Annotated in this window: 7 protein-coding genes and 2 pseudogenes; 3 read left to right on the top strand and 6 right to left on the bottom strand. The window is 58.8% G+C overall.

The genetic code is table 11. The features are described from left to right. Positions 1–54: 54 nt before the first annotated feature. The gene (locus HWV07_RS08660; protein WP_178333915.1) at positions 55–735 is read right to left on the bottom strand and encodes a hypothetical protein; all 681 of its coding nucleotides are present in this window, start codon (positions 733–735) and stop codon (positions 55–57) included. A gap of 2,042 nt (positions 736–2,777) precedes the next feature. On the opposite strand from HWV07_RS08660, the gene HWV07_RS08655 reads away from it, so the two are divergent. Next, positions 2,778–9,326: a sacsin N-terminal ATP-binding-like domain-containing protein gene (locus HWV07_RS08655; RefSeq protein ID WP_178333914.1), complete on the top strand. Its 6,549-nt coding sequence runs from the start codon at positions 2,778–2,780 to the stop codon at positions 9,324–9,326. 134 nt (positions 9,327–9,460) lie between these two features. Here HWV07_RS08655 and HWV07_RS20095 read toward each other — a convergent pair. Next, a pseudogene (locus HWV07_RS20095) lies at positions 9,461–10,001 on the bottom strand (DUF7342 family protein). Between the two features lie 265 nt (positions 10,002–10,266). On the opposite strand from HWV07_RS20095, the gene HWV07_RS08645 reads away from it, so the two are divergent. Then, complete coding sequence (locus tag HWV07_RS08645) at positions 10,267–11,154, top strand: DUF8172 family protein (RefSeq protein WP_178333913.1); 888 nt, start codon at positions 10,267–10,269, stop codon at positions 11,152–11,154. 376 nt (positions 11,155–11,530) lie between these two features. On the opposite strand, the gene HWV07_RS08640 is transcribed toward HWV07_RS08645, so the two are convergent. The 3 genes and pseudogenes from HWV07_RS08640 to HWV07_RS08630 form a co-directional block, all read right to left on the bottom strand. Next, positions 11,531–12,604, bottom strand: a complete 1,074-nt coding sequence (locus tag HWV07_RS08640; RefSeq protein WP_178333912.1) for a transcription initiation factor IIB family protein — start codon at positions 12,602–12,604, stop codon at positions 11,531–11,533. A 1,021-nt stretch (positions 12,605–13,625) separates the two neighbouring features. After that, positions 13,626–14,060, bottom strand: a complete 435-nt coding sequence (locus tag HWV07_RS08635) for a PIN domain-containing protein (RefSeq protein WP_178333911.1) — start codon at positions 14,058–14,060, stop codon at positions 13,626–13,628. Continuing rightward, a pseudogene (locus HWV07_RS08630) lies at positions 14,061–14,312 on the bottom strand (AbrB/MazE/SpoVT family DNA-binding domain-containing protein). It abuts the gene before it with no gap. Between the two features lie 1,117 nt (positions 14,313–15,429). On the opposite strand from HWV07_RS08630, the gene HWV07_RS08625 reads away from it, so the two are divergent. Continuing rightward, complete coding sequence (locus HWV07_RS08625) at positions 15,430–16,326, top strand: haloalkane dehalogenase (RefSeq protein ID WP_178333910.1); 897 nt, start codon at positions 15,430–15,432, stop codon at positions 16,324–16,326. Between the two features lie 524 nt (positions 16,327–16,850). Here HWV07_RS08625 and HWV07_RS08620 read toward each other — a convergent pair. Continuing rightward, positions 16,851–17,192 (bottom strand): DUF7344 domain-containing protein, encoded by a 342-nt coding sequence (locus HWV07_RS08620; protein WP_178333909.1) that lies wholly within the window; start codon positions 17,190–17,192, stop codon positions 16,851–16,853. Positions 17,193–17,544: the final 352 nt, after the last annotated feature.

Genomic DNA, 17,544 nt, shown 5'->3' with positions numbered 1-17,544 from the left:
AGGACTCGTTCTCTGCTTCGGATACAGAGAATATACTGGCGCTGTTCAGTGTAGTTACCGATGAACGATCGTGTATTTGGTGGCTCTCGGTGCAGGACGTGCAACGAGTGCAACGACTGCGTCAGCTATGGCCTCGAGCGCAGTTAATTCAGAACGTTCGCGTACAGTGGGTTCAGCCCACCTTTCATAGCCAATAGCGGCCAAATGAATCCCGTTCTGGACTATGGACCGCCGATTAGATTTAATAAGCCTTTCCTCAATCAGCACAAACCCGAAGGGTAGAAAGATGGCTGGGAGAGCCCCAAATATGGCGGCACCTGCTCCGGATACTATAACGATGAGTGAACCGAACAGTGAGTACCCGGCGATAAACAGCACAAGAAGCCGGCTGTAGTCATCCATGGAAGGTTGATCATCGAATGGCCGGTCGCGGAACCCGTCCTTGGCTGCGGCTCGTTCCCAGTTAATGTAGAACCGATAGCGGCGAAGGGTGCCGCCTGCACTGATTCCAGTTGTAATTATTAAGATAAAGTAACTAACCGCAGCGCCGCGCATCATGAGTGAGTCTGGGGCGACAAGGGCTCCAGTAAGCAGGAAAGGGAGTATCGGTGCAGTGGTGATGATGGCTATCAATATCCCTGCGAACGTGTATTTCTGAGAAATGACGACGGTCACCCACCCAAAGCGGGGGGTCCCCCCTCCAATCTCCATTTCCCGTTCCTCAACGTGAAGCATCTCGTTGCTCTGTTTACTGGCGCTGTTCTAGTAAGCATTCCGCCATCTGCGAATACGGAATTCTTGAATCTTCCAGAAATTGCCGGGTCCGGCTATTATGACTTTGTGGATGGATGTAAACGGAGTCGATGCGGCGCCTCTGTCCCAGAACGACCCGAGGTTTGCCAAGGGATTTCCCTATAATCTCCCGACCTTCGCCCGGTCTCCGGCTCCTAGCCGCTGGCACTTCAGGTCGGCTCGGGCCGACCCAACTGGGAGAAGAGTCCTTGTAAACCATCACTAATAAAGAATGGACCCGATTGAAGGGATTCGGATATCGATTGGGTTCTTACCACCGTCAGCTCGTTAGCTAGAAGGCGAATCTATTCTGTAGCCCAACTAGCGTCACAACTTATGCGCAGATCTTGACTTTCGGAACTCTGTTGAAGTCTCAGAACCGGATTTACCTACTCTGAGCCTCTGGTGACACTGCATATGATGTCGGGGAAGTGCCAGCTCCTGGATTCCGTGATTACTCTGCAGATAGTCTCCTTCTAATTTTCAGAGTGAATGGCTCCCCTCCCCCCGGTTTGCTTTTCGGTGATGGGAGAGGGATTGGATGAGTTCACCGCAGCTACACCGATGCCAGTCTCGATCCTCTAAGAGCTGTGCTATGCCATGTTCGTTTCGGTCTGGGTCCCGTTTGAGTTCTCCATCTTCAGAGACATAACACATCCAGATTTCGAGGGGGAGCTTGTCGTCTTCTGGTCTAGGAAGTAAAACCGGCTTGAGTCGGGGGTTGTATAGGTTATTATCGAGGATAAGAGCCGGCCCTCGCTCAGTATCAACTCGTTGAATCACAGTGAAAACGGGGTGGCCACCCACCTTGACTCTATCACCCTCTTCTGCTAACAAGATCGTTTTTATACTATCTTCATGTCGTTCCACGACGAATTACTCTCCCCTGGAAAGCAGTGATGTCGGGGTGCAAGCCCGGCAATGGCACCAAACCAGCAGCCTACCAGTTGAGGGTGCCGGGCCTCTCGGCCCGTTCACGACGTTAGCAAGATATACCTTAAATGATGGCCTCGTTCGTCAATTCGACTCCTTTCGTCAAGACACCTGTTGTATAGCAAACCACGAGACTCGTGCACAGATTCTGACTTTCGGAACTACTGTGTTCACGCACGGTAAAGAATACCCGATTCGAGGGTTCGAGTAACGATTGCATCGAATCCTGTAGCCGTACCAAACTCTTGGCTTCGCTGTCCAATTCGCGTTGGTAGGATTCTAGGTCGACGCCGCCGTGGTCATCTGTCGTCGGTGGGAGCCATTCGGAGACCGTTGGTGTCGCGATACCGCCAGCGAGTACCTCGTCAGGCGGTCGGTAACTAGGATTTCGATATAGTCCTTCAGAGAGATCCTTACAGATAACTTTGAATCGGTTGATTGTTCGGTCATAGGTCTCGATGACGGATTCACGTCGGGCCACAACGTCCTCGTGCGGTGGGGGACGGACACCGAAACAGAGCCGATATAGGGCGTTGGGCAGTAGTTTGCCGATAAGACCTGTTGGTTTCCGAGCCAGCTCCTCTTTCAGATGGTCATACGAGTCATAGCCCACGAGAAATTCCAGGTTCATATTCAGCACCGAAAGCGACGCTGAGAAAGCAACGGACCCCGGAGAGCGTTCTGACGATCACATGTTTGCGGTCGGCCGCACGATATTCTGTAGACTACTCTCTTTCCCTCAATCCCCCCGTCATCATGCATTGCTGCCTACTGGTCGGGAAGAAGGATACGAGAAGATTGTGTCTCTCACTGAGCGTTTTCTGCAACCCACCACCTCCGTATGTCGCTGGTCCCCATGTATCTCGATCAGTGGCCGGGCCGGTCTTCTCGCCAGATAGTGGGTACGGCAATTGTATCCGAGCTCCCTCAACGACCGGAGTGATGAGGAGACTGCCGATCAAGTGCGGTCAAATTTTTGACAGCGAGATTCAGAACCCGACCGGTACTACTTACCACGTAGGACGAGAGAAGTACACAACTCGGTACTTCAGATGTCTGAATATGCATCCGTCGTTGATCGTCTCACCAGCTTTTGTCGCGAAGAACACGAAGAGTTACTCGACGGTCTGGACAACAAAACTGCATGGAGTAAAGAAGCCGATCTAGGTTACGGGAACCAGATTGTCTCTGCTGCTCATGACAACCGAACAGTCTTAGAGCTCGTCCAGAACGCTCGAGATGCGATTATCGAGGGCGGCGGGGATGGCCGTGTCTCAGTGATCGTCGGTCCCGATTCGCTCATGGTCGCGAACACGGGGAGTCCTTTCCGTTTAGATGATGAGAACGTGTTTCGGGCTGTTACCTCGCTGGGGCGATCTGCGAAAGCACAAGATCGGGGGTCTATAGGTGAGAAGGGAGTTGGTCTCAAGTCGGTGCTCCAGCTGAGCGAGCAATTCAGTATTTACTCACAGGTCAATTCTGAGCAGCTCTCGGCCCACTTCTCTAGGGCAAGAACCGCTCGCATGCTGCTCGCCACGTACGGAAGCTTGCTCAAAGCGGATTCATTCAGGCAACGCATCGAACTGTCCGACGGTGAGGGGCTCGTTGACGCTTGCCGGTCGCTTTCTGCAGATATCGGCACTGGCGCGTTACCGGGATATCTTAGTGAGGACACGCTACGACGTCGGCTGCTAAATGAGGGGCAGGAGCCGCCAAGTCCCCACGCGCTCCTCTCGGATTTGCCGCGACTCTCCTTGTTCCGGTATCCGTTCCCTGATGACTCACAGAAGGACGTCTCTCCGCTACGGTCGGGCCTCGTCGGGACGAACGAGACGGTTTCCACCACAAACAGACCGTACAGTAAGGACCTGCGCTCGTGGATTGGTAACCACGGCGGGTCGTACACTACGGTCGTCGAACTCGACTACGTCGATAGCGAATGGCGGACACTCCTCGACCGCGTCGAAGGCATGCTTGCGGACGCCAACGACGAGGCGCTGTCGACGTTCCGAGACCACCGGTCATCAACGGACAGCGATTCTGCGGCGTTCAGTAAACAACGCCAGGAAACGCTCTGGCAGGAATGTACGAGTATCTCTCCGGAGACGCTGATACTACTCGGACATATCGAGCAACTAGATCTGATCCGGGTATCACGTAACGGGGATGGGGTCTTGCAAATGGACAACCGACGACGGATCACGGTCGACCAGGGTGACGCCAATCCACTCCCGAATACGCCCGCAGTCAGTCGGCGACGAGTAACGTACAGGGTGGAAGAACCCCAGAACGATGAGTCCAATGAACACATCCGGACGTTCCGTCAGTACACTCGAACGTACAATGACCTCACTGGCGACGAGGAGGCGGGGTCGAACCTTGACGATGTTCACCTCCTATTCGAGAAGCCGACACCGGGAGATGATTGGGAACCTAAGTCGAAGCCGCTCTATCTGTACTACCCGATAGAGGAAGTCGAAACACCGTTCCCCTTCGTCGTCCACGCGCCGTTTCGGGTCGGGTTCGACCGTCAATCGCTCACGGCAGATGAGCAGAACCGGCGAATACTCGATGAACTGCCTGAACTCGTCTCGACCGCAGCAGCCGACCTCGCAACTGACAAGTCACCAACGGATTCGGATGAGTCTGGGTCGCTCACCCAGTGGATGCCGTGGCTGGTCACCCCACTCGAAACGGCAGACGGCACCGATGCATCGCAGCTAGTCGCGTCCGCCGTGGAAGACACACTTAGGCGGCTCCGTGAAGAGTCGATCGTTCCGACCGACGCTAACGAACCCAAACGACCGACTGCGGTGTTGTGTGATCCAGAGCGGCTTCGTGCCTTCGAGCCCCTCCGACGCGATGCACCAACGGCACCGGTCCCCGGACGCAACGTCATCAAGTCCGGCAGCAGGTGGCGGGCTGCCATCTCCGGGGCCGAAGATGAGTCCGATTCGGCGTTCCGACAGTGTGCCGCTCGCATCGGACTCACGAAGGTTCTCGACCGGCCGTTCGACGATGGTGATGGGCAGCGTGGCTGTATCGACATCCTCAGCGAGCACTGGGGTTCAAGTACTAATTCAGAGGGTACAACCGACTGGGCCATCCCAGTCGACGACGTCCGCCACGCGACCCAGTACTTCGAGTCCATCTGCGCTGTCCTCCACGCGGCCTCGGACGGCGAGGAACTTGACGTTGAGATCGGGACCGATGCAAAAAAAGCAGCAGCGCAACTGGGGGACAAACGGGTTCCCCTCTTACCTGCCGAGGCACATCGAAACCATGGCGACGATGACTCGCCGGCGATCACTCACCTTGTCAGAGCACGATCGCGACACGACGGCGGCAAGGGCCGAGGTTCGAAACGGAGCGAACGCATCGTCTTTCGACGGACCGGTGGGAACACGGCGCGGTCAATAATCTCCGACCTCCCAACGCCACCGAGTGACCTGGCTGTGTTTGTGATCCCCTTCAGGTCGGGCTGGACCGGGCCGCTGGAGAGTTTTAACAGAGACTGGGGAACACGAAACCTCGATAGTCCTGCAGAGTTCTACCGCCGGGTGGCCGCCGAGGCTGGTGGCTACTCGGGAGATTCGACGTCCGACCCTGACGTGATTGGGTACATCGTTGACCTGTACGGAACGGTGACCCAGGGTCAGATCGCAGACTGGCTCAGGCCGCAGCCCCACCGACATCATCAGTTCGGAGAGCTACAGGAGACCCTGCAAGGCGGGGGGACTGATTCGCTCCCCTCGGATTACGACGACTATCTGGAAGAGCGCTACGTTCAGCGTGTACGGCTCCCGATCGCCGGTTCCGACGGGTCGACCGAGAGAGCCACCACCATTGAGTCATCACATGGAGGTCGGCTCGAGACGCGACCGGCCGAAGAGCTGTCGTTCGGCACCGAGTGGGCCCAGGAGTTCAATGCGGTCGCGGATACACTCGAAGAGACCGGACCCGAGGTCGACCGATTCAGCGGCCAAAATGGCCACGAGGATACGCGGGCGGCGGCCTTTCGCCGATGGGCAGCCGCGATTCGCCTCGCTGCCGGCGCGAGATCCAACGGTGACCACGAAATCGCTCCGCCAGACGACGACTACTGGAACGCAGTCTTCAGCGACGGATGTGACTTTGATGGATTCGACTGCGTCCGACGTCTCGACGCCCTGCTTCATCTCGGCGTGCAGGTCGGGCCACGGATTAAGTGGCGATGGACACTTCCGACGCGGGGCGAACGTGATGCTGAAGCAAGCACACTCACTGTTTCCGACGCACAGACCCTCGCGAATGGCGAGCTACCGGAAGCGTCGGACTTCTGCCCGCCCCAGCCCCTCGTCGAGGCGTACCGGGACACGATCTGGCGTTCCGACAACAACCCGGCGTTCAGCGCCTCCCATTCGACCGGCTGTGGGAACCGCTGGCTGAATCCGAACGTGGAAAAGCTCGTGGGGGACTATCCGGACGAAGCGCTGCTCCCGATGTGGTGGTACTTCCCGGATCTCCCAGATCCAGAATCAGCCGCCGGCCGTGACTACCGTGATGCCACGCTCCTCATGTGGCCAGAACTGTCCGAGGGTGTCACCGAAGTCGCCTGGCTCTGTAGCCGGTGGCACAGCTTCAGCACCGCCGACGACAATAGCAGGATTCCGTCGCTCGGGCTTGTGCAACTCGCCCGCCACCAACTGTGGCCTGCTCAAGGAATGTTTGAAGAGGAACCTGGTGACGACAGGCTCACCATCTCAGACGGCGACCAGCTCTCGGCACGGAAACTCCTGCTTCACGACGACGACCATCTCCGAGGAGCTATCCAGTACTTACCACGGGTCGATGTCGACGCACTGGAGGAACGCCTAGAAGACGCAACTGATTTGGACGTAGGGGGGTCAGACGTCGTCGATGTTCCGGCAGCACTCCGGTCACTGGGTATCCGGCCCCTTGACGCGTTGACTCCCCCGATGGCGGCCGCGCGCCTAGAGTGGTTCCTCTCGCAGTTCGCCGTCGAGGCCAGCATCGGGACCACGGCCCGAACGTTCACTGTCACAGCGAGTTGGGCCACACAGGCACTGTCCGTGCCGACTGACGCACTATTGCGGCGTCTTGTCGCAGACGATGCTCTCTCGCGAGAGCTCGATGACAGGGAACCGAAGCGACGTTGGATCCGGCGTGACCTCCAGCACCTCGGTACGTGCCTCCCGGTCACCGAAGGGAGTGTGCCGAAGGCGCTCCGCATCGGGCGTGGTCGCCGTCCAGACGGTGATTCCGAGACAGTCGTCTTCACACAGCCACTGTCGAAATACTCCCGTGAACGACTAGTGAATGACGGCCGCCGGTTCGTTGAGCGACCGGCCGATGAGACTGAACTCGCGTATGTGCTCGGTGGCGAGTCTGAATCCGTGAACTTTGGCATCGCGATTGAAACCGAACCACCGTCGCCACGACCGGTTCACGGTGCGGATGTGGAGTCCGGCAGCGACCGACTCAACGAACTGCGGTCGAAGCTCCGTGACCGACAGGAGTACCTCTTGGCAGCCTATCTGGAGAACGCGACGGCACCATACCTGCAGTCGGTCCATGACAAACTATCGGTGGTCGTCGAGAATCCGATTGGGGTTGTCGAGCGGAGTGAAAATGACGATGCCCAGCGGAACTCGGCTGAGTGGAAGCCCAGCGAGGGGAGTACCTCATCACACATCGCTCTGTTCCGTGATTCGGTTGACCGGTACCAAAGAGACGACGGTGCTATACCGCCATACCTCGCCGCTGACGGGCTCGTTCAGGTGATCGAGCAATTCGACCTGCGGGATACTTTTGAGAACGTTCTGTTCAAGAACGAATCGGCCCTCGAGGACGAGTATAGCGACGCGCTCGAAAATATCCGTCGGGAGGTAACCGAACTGCGGGCACGACGTCTGGAGGAAGTCTTCCAAACACTTGATGGGCTGGTCTCTACGCACTGTTCAGGAGCGTCGCTCCCCGCACCCGACGGATTTGACGTTGAACCTCGAGAGACATTAACGGCGGCACGGTCAGCAACTGAGCGAGAGGGCTTCGACGACAGCAATCCGCTCCTGCGAGCGTGGGGCGAGCAATTGACCACTGAATGCGGATTTGAGAGGGATATCGCGGCAATGTGTCTCGTCGCTGCAGCAACTGATTCTCACGAGACAAGACTGCGGATCGCGTATCGGCTTGGACGCGATAACGTCCTCGATATCGACGATCTCGTCGACAACGGTTACCGATGGGCAGAACTCGATGAATGGCCGCAATCGCGGAGCACCCAACCAGTAAAGTCGTATCTCGCGGCCGTCCATCGCGTCCGACGGTTCTGGGATGCACTGGCTGACCACGAAGATGAAGGCGAGGAAGGCATCGTACGCGCAGTCCGTGAGACAGTGACGTCTGCTCGGATAATGGGTCCGAGTCGTCGCGTCGCTACGCTCGTTCGAGATGGTAGCAACCTCGATTCGTCGCTTCGATACCTCCGTCTCGGCGATATTCCCTATGTAACACGAAAACCGCCGGTGACCGACCAGCTCGTCGATGCCGTCACTGAGTGGGTCGAGAGCGAGCGGGTTGCGCTTCAGGAGTCGGACATCATCTACAGCGAGCCAGATATCGACGACTTCCTCGGTGCACTCGTCGACGCCGTCTCGTCTTACGAAACCGCAGAACAGCGTGTTGCCGACGTATTCGCTACCTACGAACAGAGGGATGGTGAGTCGACAGCCGGGACCAATGGGAGCCGAGCCGACCTCACCACGAACTGGATCAAGGGCAATGACGACGGAGTGGAACAGATCGCGACTGAGTTCGAGGCAGCCGCGGCAGTGACCGAAGGTGGTTCTCCGAATATCAGTGAGTCAACCGGAGAAGGCTATTCTCACGTGAACGCGGAGATCGACGCCCGTGGCCGTGAGGGCGAGCTGATCTGCCTGGACCGAGCCTGGAGACGTTTTCGCGATGCACCTCAGAAGGTCCGCAGGCAGATATTCGAGGTGGTTCAGGAGTGGCGGGCGCACGAAGACTGGCGGCTTGACACAGTTGAAGAAGTCGCGAATTCAATTCCGGCTCCTACCGCCAGTGGAAGTCAGAGTCGTGAGGACCTGTTATCGTGTCTCGACGCTAACGAACTTGAGGCCACGCCCGAAACAAAGGCTGCATTCCACGCACTGTTCGACACCTCAGCAGAACGAGGGCCGGGCTTCGACCTTATCGATCCATTCGCAATGAAGCCAACCGACGATGAGCTAGAGGACTGGGAGCCCACATGGATGCGACGTGTCGAAGCAAAGGCCGTCGATAGCGGCCGTATTCACAACGGTCGGATCAAACTCACCGGTAACGAACTGCGGATGGCACTTCGTCCCGGCCCGACGAGTAGTGCCTCCGACACGACAGAAGACACCACGAAACACAGCTACCTCGTCCGCCTAGTCGGATTTCCCACGGATTGGAATGAAAACGAAGACGAGCGCAATCGGTTGCAGCTCTTCGATATCGAGAACGTCGCCGACTTCGTGGGAATTGAGAGCAACTCGGCTACCATTCTTGAGAAACTCCGAGGCGGATCTTTCTATATCACCTTCCAGACCTAGCGGTATAGCCTCCCGTAGATTCTCGCCTCGACAGTCGTGATAAGCGGCACCCACTCGAGAACGTCCCGTTTCAATTGTTCGTAGAGCTGGGCGTTCGGATCACCGCCCGGGTGTGGCACCGACATTCCTCGATACTAGTTGCTGGCCTGGGCGTGCTCGCTGTTCGGGCGGAGAAAGTCCCATTCTCGGATCGCGAAGCTGACGATCCGGATGCGTCGCTGGAGGTGCTCCCAGTCCTGGGCCCGTTCACGACGCTCTGCTTCTTCCTCTGCATCCAGATCTTCGTCTGCGAGTGTCGCCCGAAGCTCATTCGGCGATTCGACCTCGTATTCCGATTTCCAGTCACGAATCTGGGCGTTCATCTCGGTCAACCGCTCGGTGAGTTCTTCGACGCTCTGGACGCTATCACGGAGCCGCATCACCTCCTGTAACACTTGGTGGCGATAGTCCGGCCGGTAGGTGGTATGGGCTCCCGCGTCATCGCGATGCAGGACACCATCATCGACAAGCCGCTCGAGAACCCGTTTGGTCGGTTCGTGTGACCACCCAGCTTCGGAGGCGATCCAGTTTCACAGTCTGGGGCTCCGACAGCTGCCTGGCGACCATCCGCACCCGATCCTCGCCTGTCGTCTGCTGGTCCCGGAGACCCGCTGGCGATGCGTCCTTGTCTTCCATGGAAGAGATAATGGCCTGGGGATCTATATAGGTTGAGGGGCCTTCGATGCAAATAGAAACGACTGTCGCGATCTCCCTTGGCTATTCGATAAGCTACGAACACATATCAGAACTAAGCACGCATGCTGTTTCAAGAGGTGTCTAGGATGTCCGAGTCCTCTCGAGATAGTGTTCAGTCGTAGACCGAGTCGGTGAGCGACCACGAGCATATTCGCTCGGTCGACCGGTAGTCTTTAAGTCAGTATCACAAATCCAGTGATTACCGATGGATCGTGTCGTCTACTATCACCATCCCGGGGCCGAGAACTTCTCGCTGAAGTTCAGCTCGGAGTCTCCAGCGACCGCCCTTGCTCGCAGAAAGAACCTCGAGGGCGCGACGAAGCTCATCGGCTATCCGTTTGAGACCCCGGTTTACATTCTCTACGAGGGCGACACAGAGATCACGGACGCAACTGACATCCAGTTCGACAAGACGTGGCTCAGCAACCAGATCGAGGAGTTCCCCCGCGAAGGACAGGTTGTCGCCTTTCGGTTACTGGAGTTGCTCGAAGCGGCTGTCGACGTCAGAGAGGAGGACGAATTCCACCTCTACAAGGAGTTTGAGCCACAGAAGATTCAGCAGGCACTCGATTATGTCTCGTGGGGAACATCACTTCCACAGGTCGCTGGCAACGTGATGTCGAACCTGATTCTCCGTCATTCGCTGCCGAACGCGAATCATCGAACCGGAATTGCGATGTTACACTTCTGTATCGAGAGTGCAGATCCAGCCTTCGAGCTGCCACGGACCCAACTCGACGATGAAACGTGGCAAGAGTGGGTGGACCCATATATCCTCGAATCGAAGCGCCTCACCACGGTCCGCCGGAATAACGTCCGATTCAAGCAACTCCAAGAGCTGGACGTTGATCTCGTCGAGCGGAAAGACGGCATTCAGATTCGATTAGCCGAATTCGAGTTGGATATGCACTGGCGCGACGCTCTCTCGAGGTACGCCACCCGGCACGAAGACCACTGTACGGAGTTTGCTCGTGCAGTCCTTATGCGCGCCGGTCGAGACGATCTCCTCGACCAGGCAGGGCCAACAAAGCAAGACTTCCTCGACTATCTGGAGACGGGACTCGTCGAACGAGATTTCAGAGAACTACTTTGATCAGTCGCGGAGCGGTGCTACCGACTGGCCGACCTCTCGGACGTGGTCACTTCGCTCGAGGTCGAGCTCCTCGGCGAGATAATCGACTGTCTCTTCGAGGTTCATAGCTTACGGAAGCCCTCCGATCTGTATATACCTATTGCTGTACTACCCAGACTGACGCAACAGCAGGACTGGATAGCAGAAATTTCCGGAGCGACACTCTTTCTTTGAGTTGTACCCAGTACCAGCTTCTAGACTCCGATAGGTTCTCGGTCAGACCGTGGTACGGTATCCAGCCAGGTCGTGGCTGCGTGCGCAGCCGAAGGCGAGCACGGAGCGGAGGGTGGGGCGGCGGGCGAGGAGTGGTGGCCGCGAAAAAAGAGGGATGGGTCCCTCAGTCGGCCTGGACCAGCCCCGTCACTGCATCGTCGGGGTTGAGTCGCGCTTCAGCCGCATCGTGAATCTCCGTCGAGTAGTCCTTGACTTGGTACTTCGATGTGGGCACGATCGTCGACGCCGCTTCGACCACATCGTCCTGGGTGATGCTCTTGCCGTCTGTCAGCCGGTCAGCTGCGTACACTGCCGCGCCAGCCATCGCTGTCCGATGCGTGCCCGGCCCGATACACTCGCTATCGGCCAGGTTCAACAGCCGTTCGCCGAGTCGCACCAGCTCGATCGCTGCTTCGACCGTCACCGTCTCACCGAGCGCCGCAACGACCTGATCGACCGCTCTGTCGCGCACTGGTGGCGCCTCCACGTTCGTCTGCATCCGGATCTTCCGCGCTGCCGCACAGACCCGGTCCAGCGAGTCCTTCGCGTATGTGGCCACATCCTCTGGCTTGCGCTCGGTGCCTGCTTTCCTCGTTGCGAGTAGCATTGCACCACCTGCAAGGGCTTCCCAGGACATCCGCCCGCCCGGGAGTCGCTCGGCTTTCGCCGCCTTCAGAAAGTGTGATGCATCCGTCTGGACGTGCTCAGGTAGGTGCAGGTTCGCCCCGAGCATCCCGATATCGCGCATCCCTTCGTTGAGACGCTGGTTCCGCCGGTTGTGCATCGTGAACCGCTTGTGCCGCCGCCGTAATCGCTCCATCTTGTCCTTCTTCGCCGGCGTCAGCGTGTTACCCTTCGCGTCCGAACTGAGGAAGAACGTCGTGTGCAGCCCTTTGTCGACCCGCAGGTCGTTCGTCACCTCACACGCCCACTCGCCACTCCGGTCGTGGGTATCCGGCGCTTGGGCCTTCAGCGTCGGCGCCCGATCAAGCGACTCGACCGCGACCACGAGTCCACACTCCGAACACACTGACTCGTGACCACGCTGCTGCACCCGACCACTGCACTCCGGGCACCTCGCCTGCCACTCGGCACCGCGAACGTCAACGACGATCTCCTCGTCGCCCTGCTCACTCTCAATCTGTTCTGCATCCTGTACATCCGAACCTTCAAATTCGAGGATTTCCCTAGTAGTCATTGGTCACACCGTGACCTGAAGGCGCTCGCTGAGCGCCCGACACCGCGATGTCACTACCATCGCGGTTTTCCACGGAATCAGACCGACCAGTCACGACTGCGCGCTCTCGCTCGCGCCTTCGCGAGCGCCCCCTGGGCGCGAGCGAGAGCGCGCCATAGGAAGGGCAACTTACCAGCCGCGCGCGGCGTCCTGCCGAGCGGAGCGAGGCAGGGCTCGGAAGACGAGCGAAGCGAGTCTTCCGGTGAGCCGGCCGGAGCGAGCGGCCAGCGGAGTAAGCGTGGGGGGTGAGCACCGACTGGAGCGCAACCCTCCGCGCTTACCCGCTGGCGTCGAGACCAGATGCACTTCAGCCCGGCAGCCCGCCCGCTATGCCGGCAGGCAGCCCGGAATGGTCGGTCGCGAGTGAAGCGAGGCGCGAACGGAGTGAGCGCCTCGATGCGAACGGCGACCGGAGGTCCCGCGAACGGAGTGAGCGGGAGCGTTGGAAGACGAGCGGAGCGAGTCTTCCTGAGGGAGCCGTGAGCAAGCGGAGGCCGGCAGCGGCGAGCGCGGCGGGCCGCTCACGGCACACCGACCGTCCATCAGACTCGGCACCTACCTACCGTCTCTCATAAGCGCCTCACAGGCGCCACAGACCGCGGAGCGCCGCCTGGCTGACCATTGCGTTGAACGCACCAGAAAATCGCTCTACGGCCCGCGTATCAGTCTCTCTACCTGGTGGACGGAAAGGGCGAGGCGGGCTCGCGTTCACTCTAGTCGTCTCGGCGACCGCTATCCGAACGGGGGTCCCGCGAGCAGAGCGAGCGGGAGCGTTGGAAGACGAGCGAAGCGAGTCTTCCTGAGTGAGGAGATGTCGTCGAGCGACCGCGAGCGCGCCGAGGGCTTTCGAGGTGGTTGCGGCCACGGAGTTGCCACGCTCACCGACCAGATCCCGAACTAATCGGTACAGAGCGTCTACGTATCGAATCGTCTCGGAGACGAACGAATCCACGTTCGGGTCGAGCCGTGGCGTCTGCCAACATTAGTTTGGATCGTAGGGATTCGTTGCTGTATCGAGCCGATAGACATCCTCGACTGCGTCGAAGTCGTCGTCGAACACATACAGGTAGCCGAGCCCCTCGGTCTGCATATACGCGATAATGCAGGCATCGACGAAAGAGAGCGGTTCGTGTTGGCGAAAGAGGGACTTCCCTGTCGCGAGGGCGTCGGTGGTGAGTGAGTCGATGTGGAAGCGGGCGTTTGCTTCGATACGATCGAGGAGATCGACGGCTGCGTCGTGGCCGGCGTGGGTCGTGAGGCCGTTGAGCGTTTCCGCGAGAACGTAGTCGAGGACGACAGCCTCCGGGAGCGTTCCATCGTCGATGCCCTGGAGGACGGGAAGCGCGGCATCGTGGGATCCATCCCGCCGGTATGCGGCGGCGAAGAGGACTGTCGTATCGATGAGTGCACGAGGCATTTACTCGACGTCGACGCCCCAGGCGTCGTGATCGCTCGTCACATCGGTCGACGCTTCCCCAGCGTAGCCGTCGAAGTCGGCGAACGTCCCCGTTTGCTGTTAAATGACGTGGACCCGAATGCTCCCGTCGTCTTCGAGCTGCCATTGGAGCTGATCACCATCGTCGATATCGAGTTCGCGCCGAATCCGTGCGGGGATGTTTGCCTGGTTTCCAGACACCTTGCTTTCGGCGTCGATTCTGTCGCTGCTCATATCCATCGATAGGTGGCCGTCCGTGAAAAGCCTAGTGTGCCGCCACACTACTCCGCTGTATAGCAGACATTCCGATGGGGAGACAGTGATGTACCGTTGGTCCCTTGGAAGCCAGCCGTCGGGTAAGCGCTGCTGCCAGTCGGGAAAGGTGAATTCACCATCGGATCAAGCCCTGAGGCTTTCTACTTCAGCGACGCGCTTTGCATCCACCGCCTCTCGCGGAGGTGTGAACGCAGGGAGCGCAGTCTCCATAGGCCAGTCAAGCGTCGACAGCTCCATGACCGGTGACGGAGCGCTCCTGGTGGACTGAAAAGGCGAGGCGGATTCGCGTTTATCGCCGTCCCCGATCCGGATCTCGCGATTGACCCCCACGAGCTGCTGATGCAGGCGTTCCAGGCTGACCCCGGCCGTCCCAACTACTGGGAGGGCCCGATGACCCTGGTAGGTCCCTGGTGGAACCCTGCTCCCGGTAAACCCGCGCATGGGTATCTCGCGACCACAGCGGTGGTCGGCTCCGAGGATCGGCCGCAGGCCTACCCGGTTCGCCCCAGCCCGCCGCCCGAACCGCGACACGACGAGTCGGTGGTCACTGACGCCATCGCACGCAGCGTCCAACGCTACGGCACCGATTCCTATTGATCGCCACCCACGACCCGACCTCCAGGGTCGTCATAAGCGCCTCACGAGCGCCACAGGCGCCGGGGCGCAGCCTATCTGACCACTGTGTCGGCCGCACCAGGAAACCGCCCGCTGACGCTATCTCGTCGACTCACCGTTCGACATCGGGGCTGTTCGAGTCATTGCTGACCTGTGAGTCGCCACGTTCCCCTACAGACACCGATTCGCTCCATACAGGAGGTTCACAGATCGGTCGATAAAGGGATTCAGTTGCCACGGCAGTCAGTGACCTACCAAGAATTCATCAAAAGTGGCCTGATGAATATAGAAGCTGTGTGCAGCAGCAGATCTTGTTCAGCACCCAGACCAACGCGGGGATCTGGATGAGGACCTAGACAGTATTCCACCATTGACTGCAATCGCCACCTAGTGTCCCTCGTCGGCGATGGAGTCTGGTCGCTCCCAAATTCTTGAGTGACTGTCCGCCATTGGTCGAAGCATGCCTCTCGTCAGCACGTCGGAAGAGCGGTTCGAGAACGTCCCGGAGTACGACTATCCCGCAGACAGTGTGACCGTCACCGACGACGGCGCGGAGATGGCCTACGTCGACGTGCCCGGCGAGGGCGACGAGACGTTTCTCTGTCTGCATGGAGAGCCGACGTGGGGGTTCCTCTACCGGAAGATGATCCCCGGCCTGCGCGAGCGCGGTCGAGTCGTCGTCCCCGACTTCGTCGGCTTCGGTCGCTCGGACAAATACACCGACGTCGATGAGTACAGTTTCGAGATGCACTACGAGACACTCAGGCGATTCGTCGAGTCGCTTGACCTCGACGGCGTGACGCTGGTCTGTCAGGACTGGGGCAGCGTCCTCGGTCTCCCGTTTGCGGTTTCGGACCAGCCCGAGCGATTCGACCGCATCGTTGCGATGAACGCCCTCTTGACCGACGGCGAGATCGAGCTGGTCGAGACGTGGCACCAGTTCAAAGACCTGGTCGTCGAAACCGACGATTTCGACCCCGCACGACTGATCGACGGCGCCTGCGTGTCGGATCTCCCCGCGGACGTGCTGGCTGGCTACCGGGCGCCGTTCCCCGACGAGGAATCGAAGGCCGGTGCCTATGCGTGGCCGCCGATGGTCCCCCAGACCCCCGACACGCCCGGCGCCGACCGCCACGCGCAGCTGCGCGAAGACCTCAAAGCGTGGGACAAGCCGTTCTTTGCACTCTTTTCTGACAGCGATCCCATCACCGAGCAGTATCGCGACCTGTTCCGCGACCTCGTCCCGACGGCCGACGACGAACCCGACGTCTGGGTCGAGGCCGCCGGGCACTTCCTGCAGGAAGACGCCGGCGAAACCTGCGCCGAACACATAGTCGACTTCGTCGACCGGAGATAGCGATCGCGAACGCCATCCTCTCTCGGGAGACATCGCGCATCGAATCGGTGCCTGCGACGACAGGGTTCCGTCCCCCCGTGAGTCAGTTTATCGGGATCCGCGACGATAGCGATCTGCTGCTGAATATGCGGACACAACCTCGGTTTCACCGGTGGGTCACTGCAGCTCCCGGGTGATTATTCTTCGAGAACAGCGAATTCGGAGTTTCCGCAGCGACAACTTTCCATGCCAATCGGAATCGCCCGTCCGCTTTCCAACTGCCGTCCGGCATAGACCGCCGAGCATTTCTCACAGTAGACCGGAACACGGGTTACACCGTCCTTCTGTTGTCCGTTCGACTCCTCCATGGTGTGGTGATGCTTCTAGGGGGGATGAACGTATCGTTGTACGGAGTTGAATCCGGTTGAATACCATTGATCGGCCATTGAATCGACGCATTACCTTGATTCGACCAGGACCACCCGAAGCAGTCATACCAACGTCCGGCAGAGTCAGTTGAAAAAGAACTGGGAGCTATCTGGAGATTAGTTCCGTTCCGGGTGTTCGAACGGGGCAAGCACACTCAATACTGGCTCAAGGAATTTTGGAGGAGATTTGTATCGAACCACTTCCGTCCGTTCATCGTACTCTATGCAACCGGCATCTCGAAGCCGATTGAGGTGATTGTGCCGGAACTCCATGATGAGTGGCTTAAGTTCGTCGTCGGTCACCTCGTCGATGGGCTTCTCATCGCTCCAGGCGGCGACTTGCCGAGCGAGCTCTTCTACCTCTGCCTCGCCCTCCTTCTGGAGGTAGTAGAGGGCGAGGCGGCGGTCCTGGTCCGCCAGCGCGCGGAGTATGTCGTCTACCAGATCGAAGCTATCCATTTGCTTGTCCCTTACTAGCATACTCGGTCTCTCTGGCTATTTCCCTTTCGGCCAGAAAGTATCATAACGTCATACACACTACTGGTAGTTGATAGGAGGGCAATCGAGGATGATTACAACTCGTACGTCCAAAGACGGCAAAGAGTAGTCCTCAGGACACCCCGTGCCGCTGCCCGAAGGTCCTGCGGATACTCGACGGAGCGATTACTCGACGGTGCTGTTGACATCCCGGTGTGGCGCTGAGATATCCTTGATCTTCTCGGCAAGCAGCCGCTAACGGACCCACACTAAGCTACGCACATTCAGACTCGTAACAAGGCTTTGTGACCCCAGAACACCGCCTCACAGCCGC

Source organism: Natronomonas salina (assembly GCF_013391105.1).
Classification (GTDB): Archaea; Halobacteriota; Halobacteria; order Halobacteriales; family Haloarculaceae; genus Natronomonas; species Natronomonas salina.
Note: the sequence above shows the minus strand (reverse complement) of the source record. Positions and strands in the feature narration are given on the sequence as shown.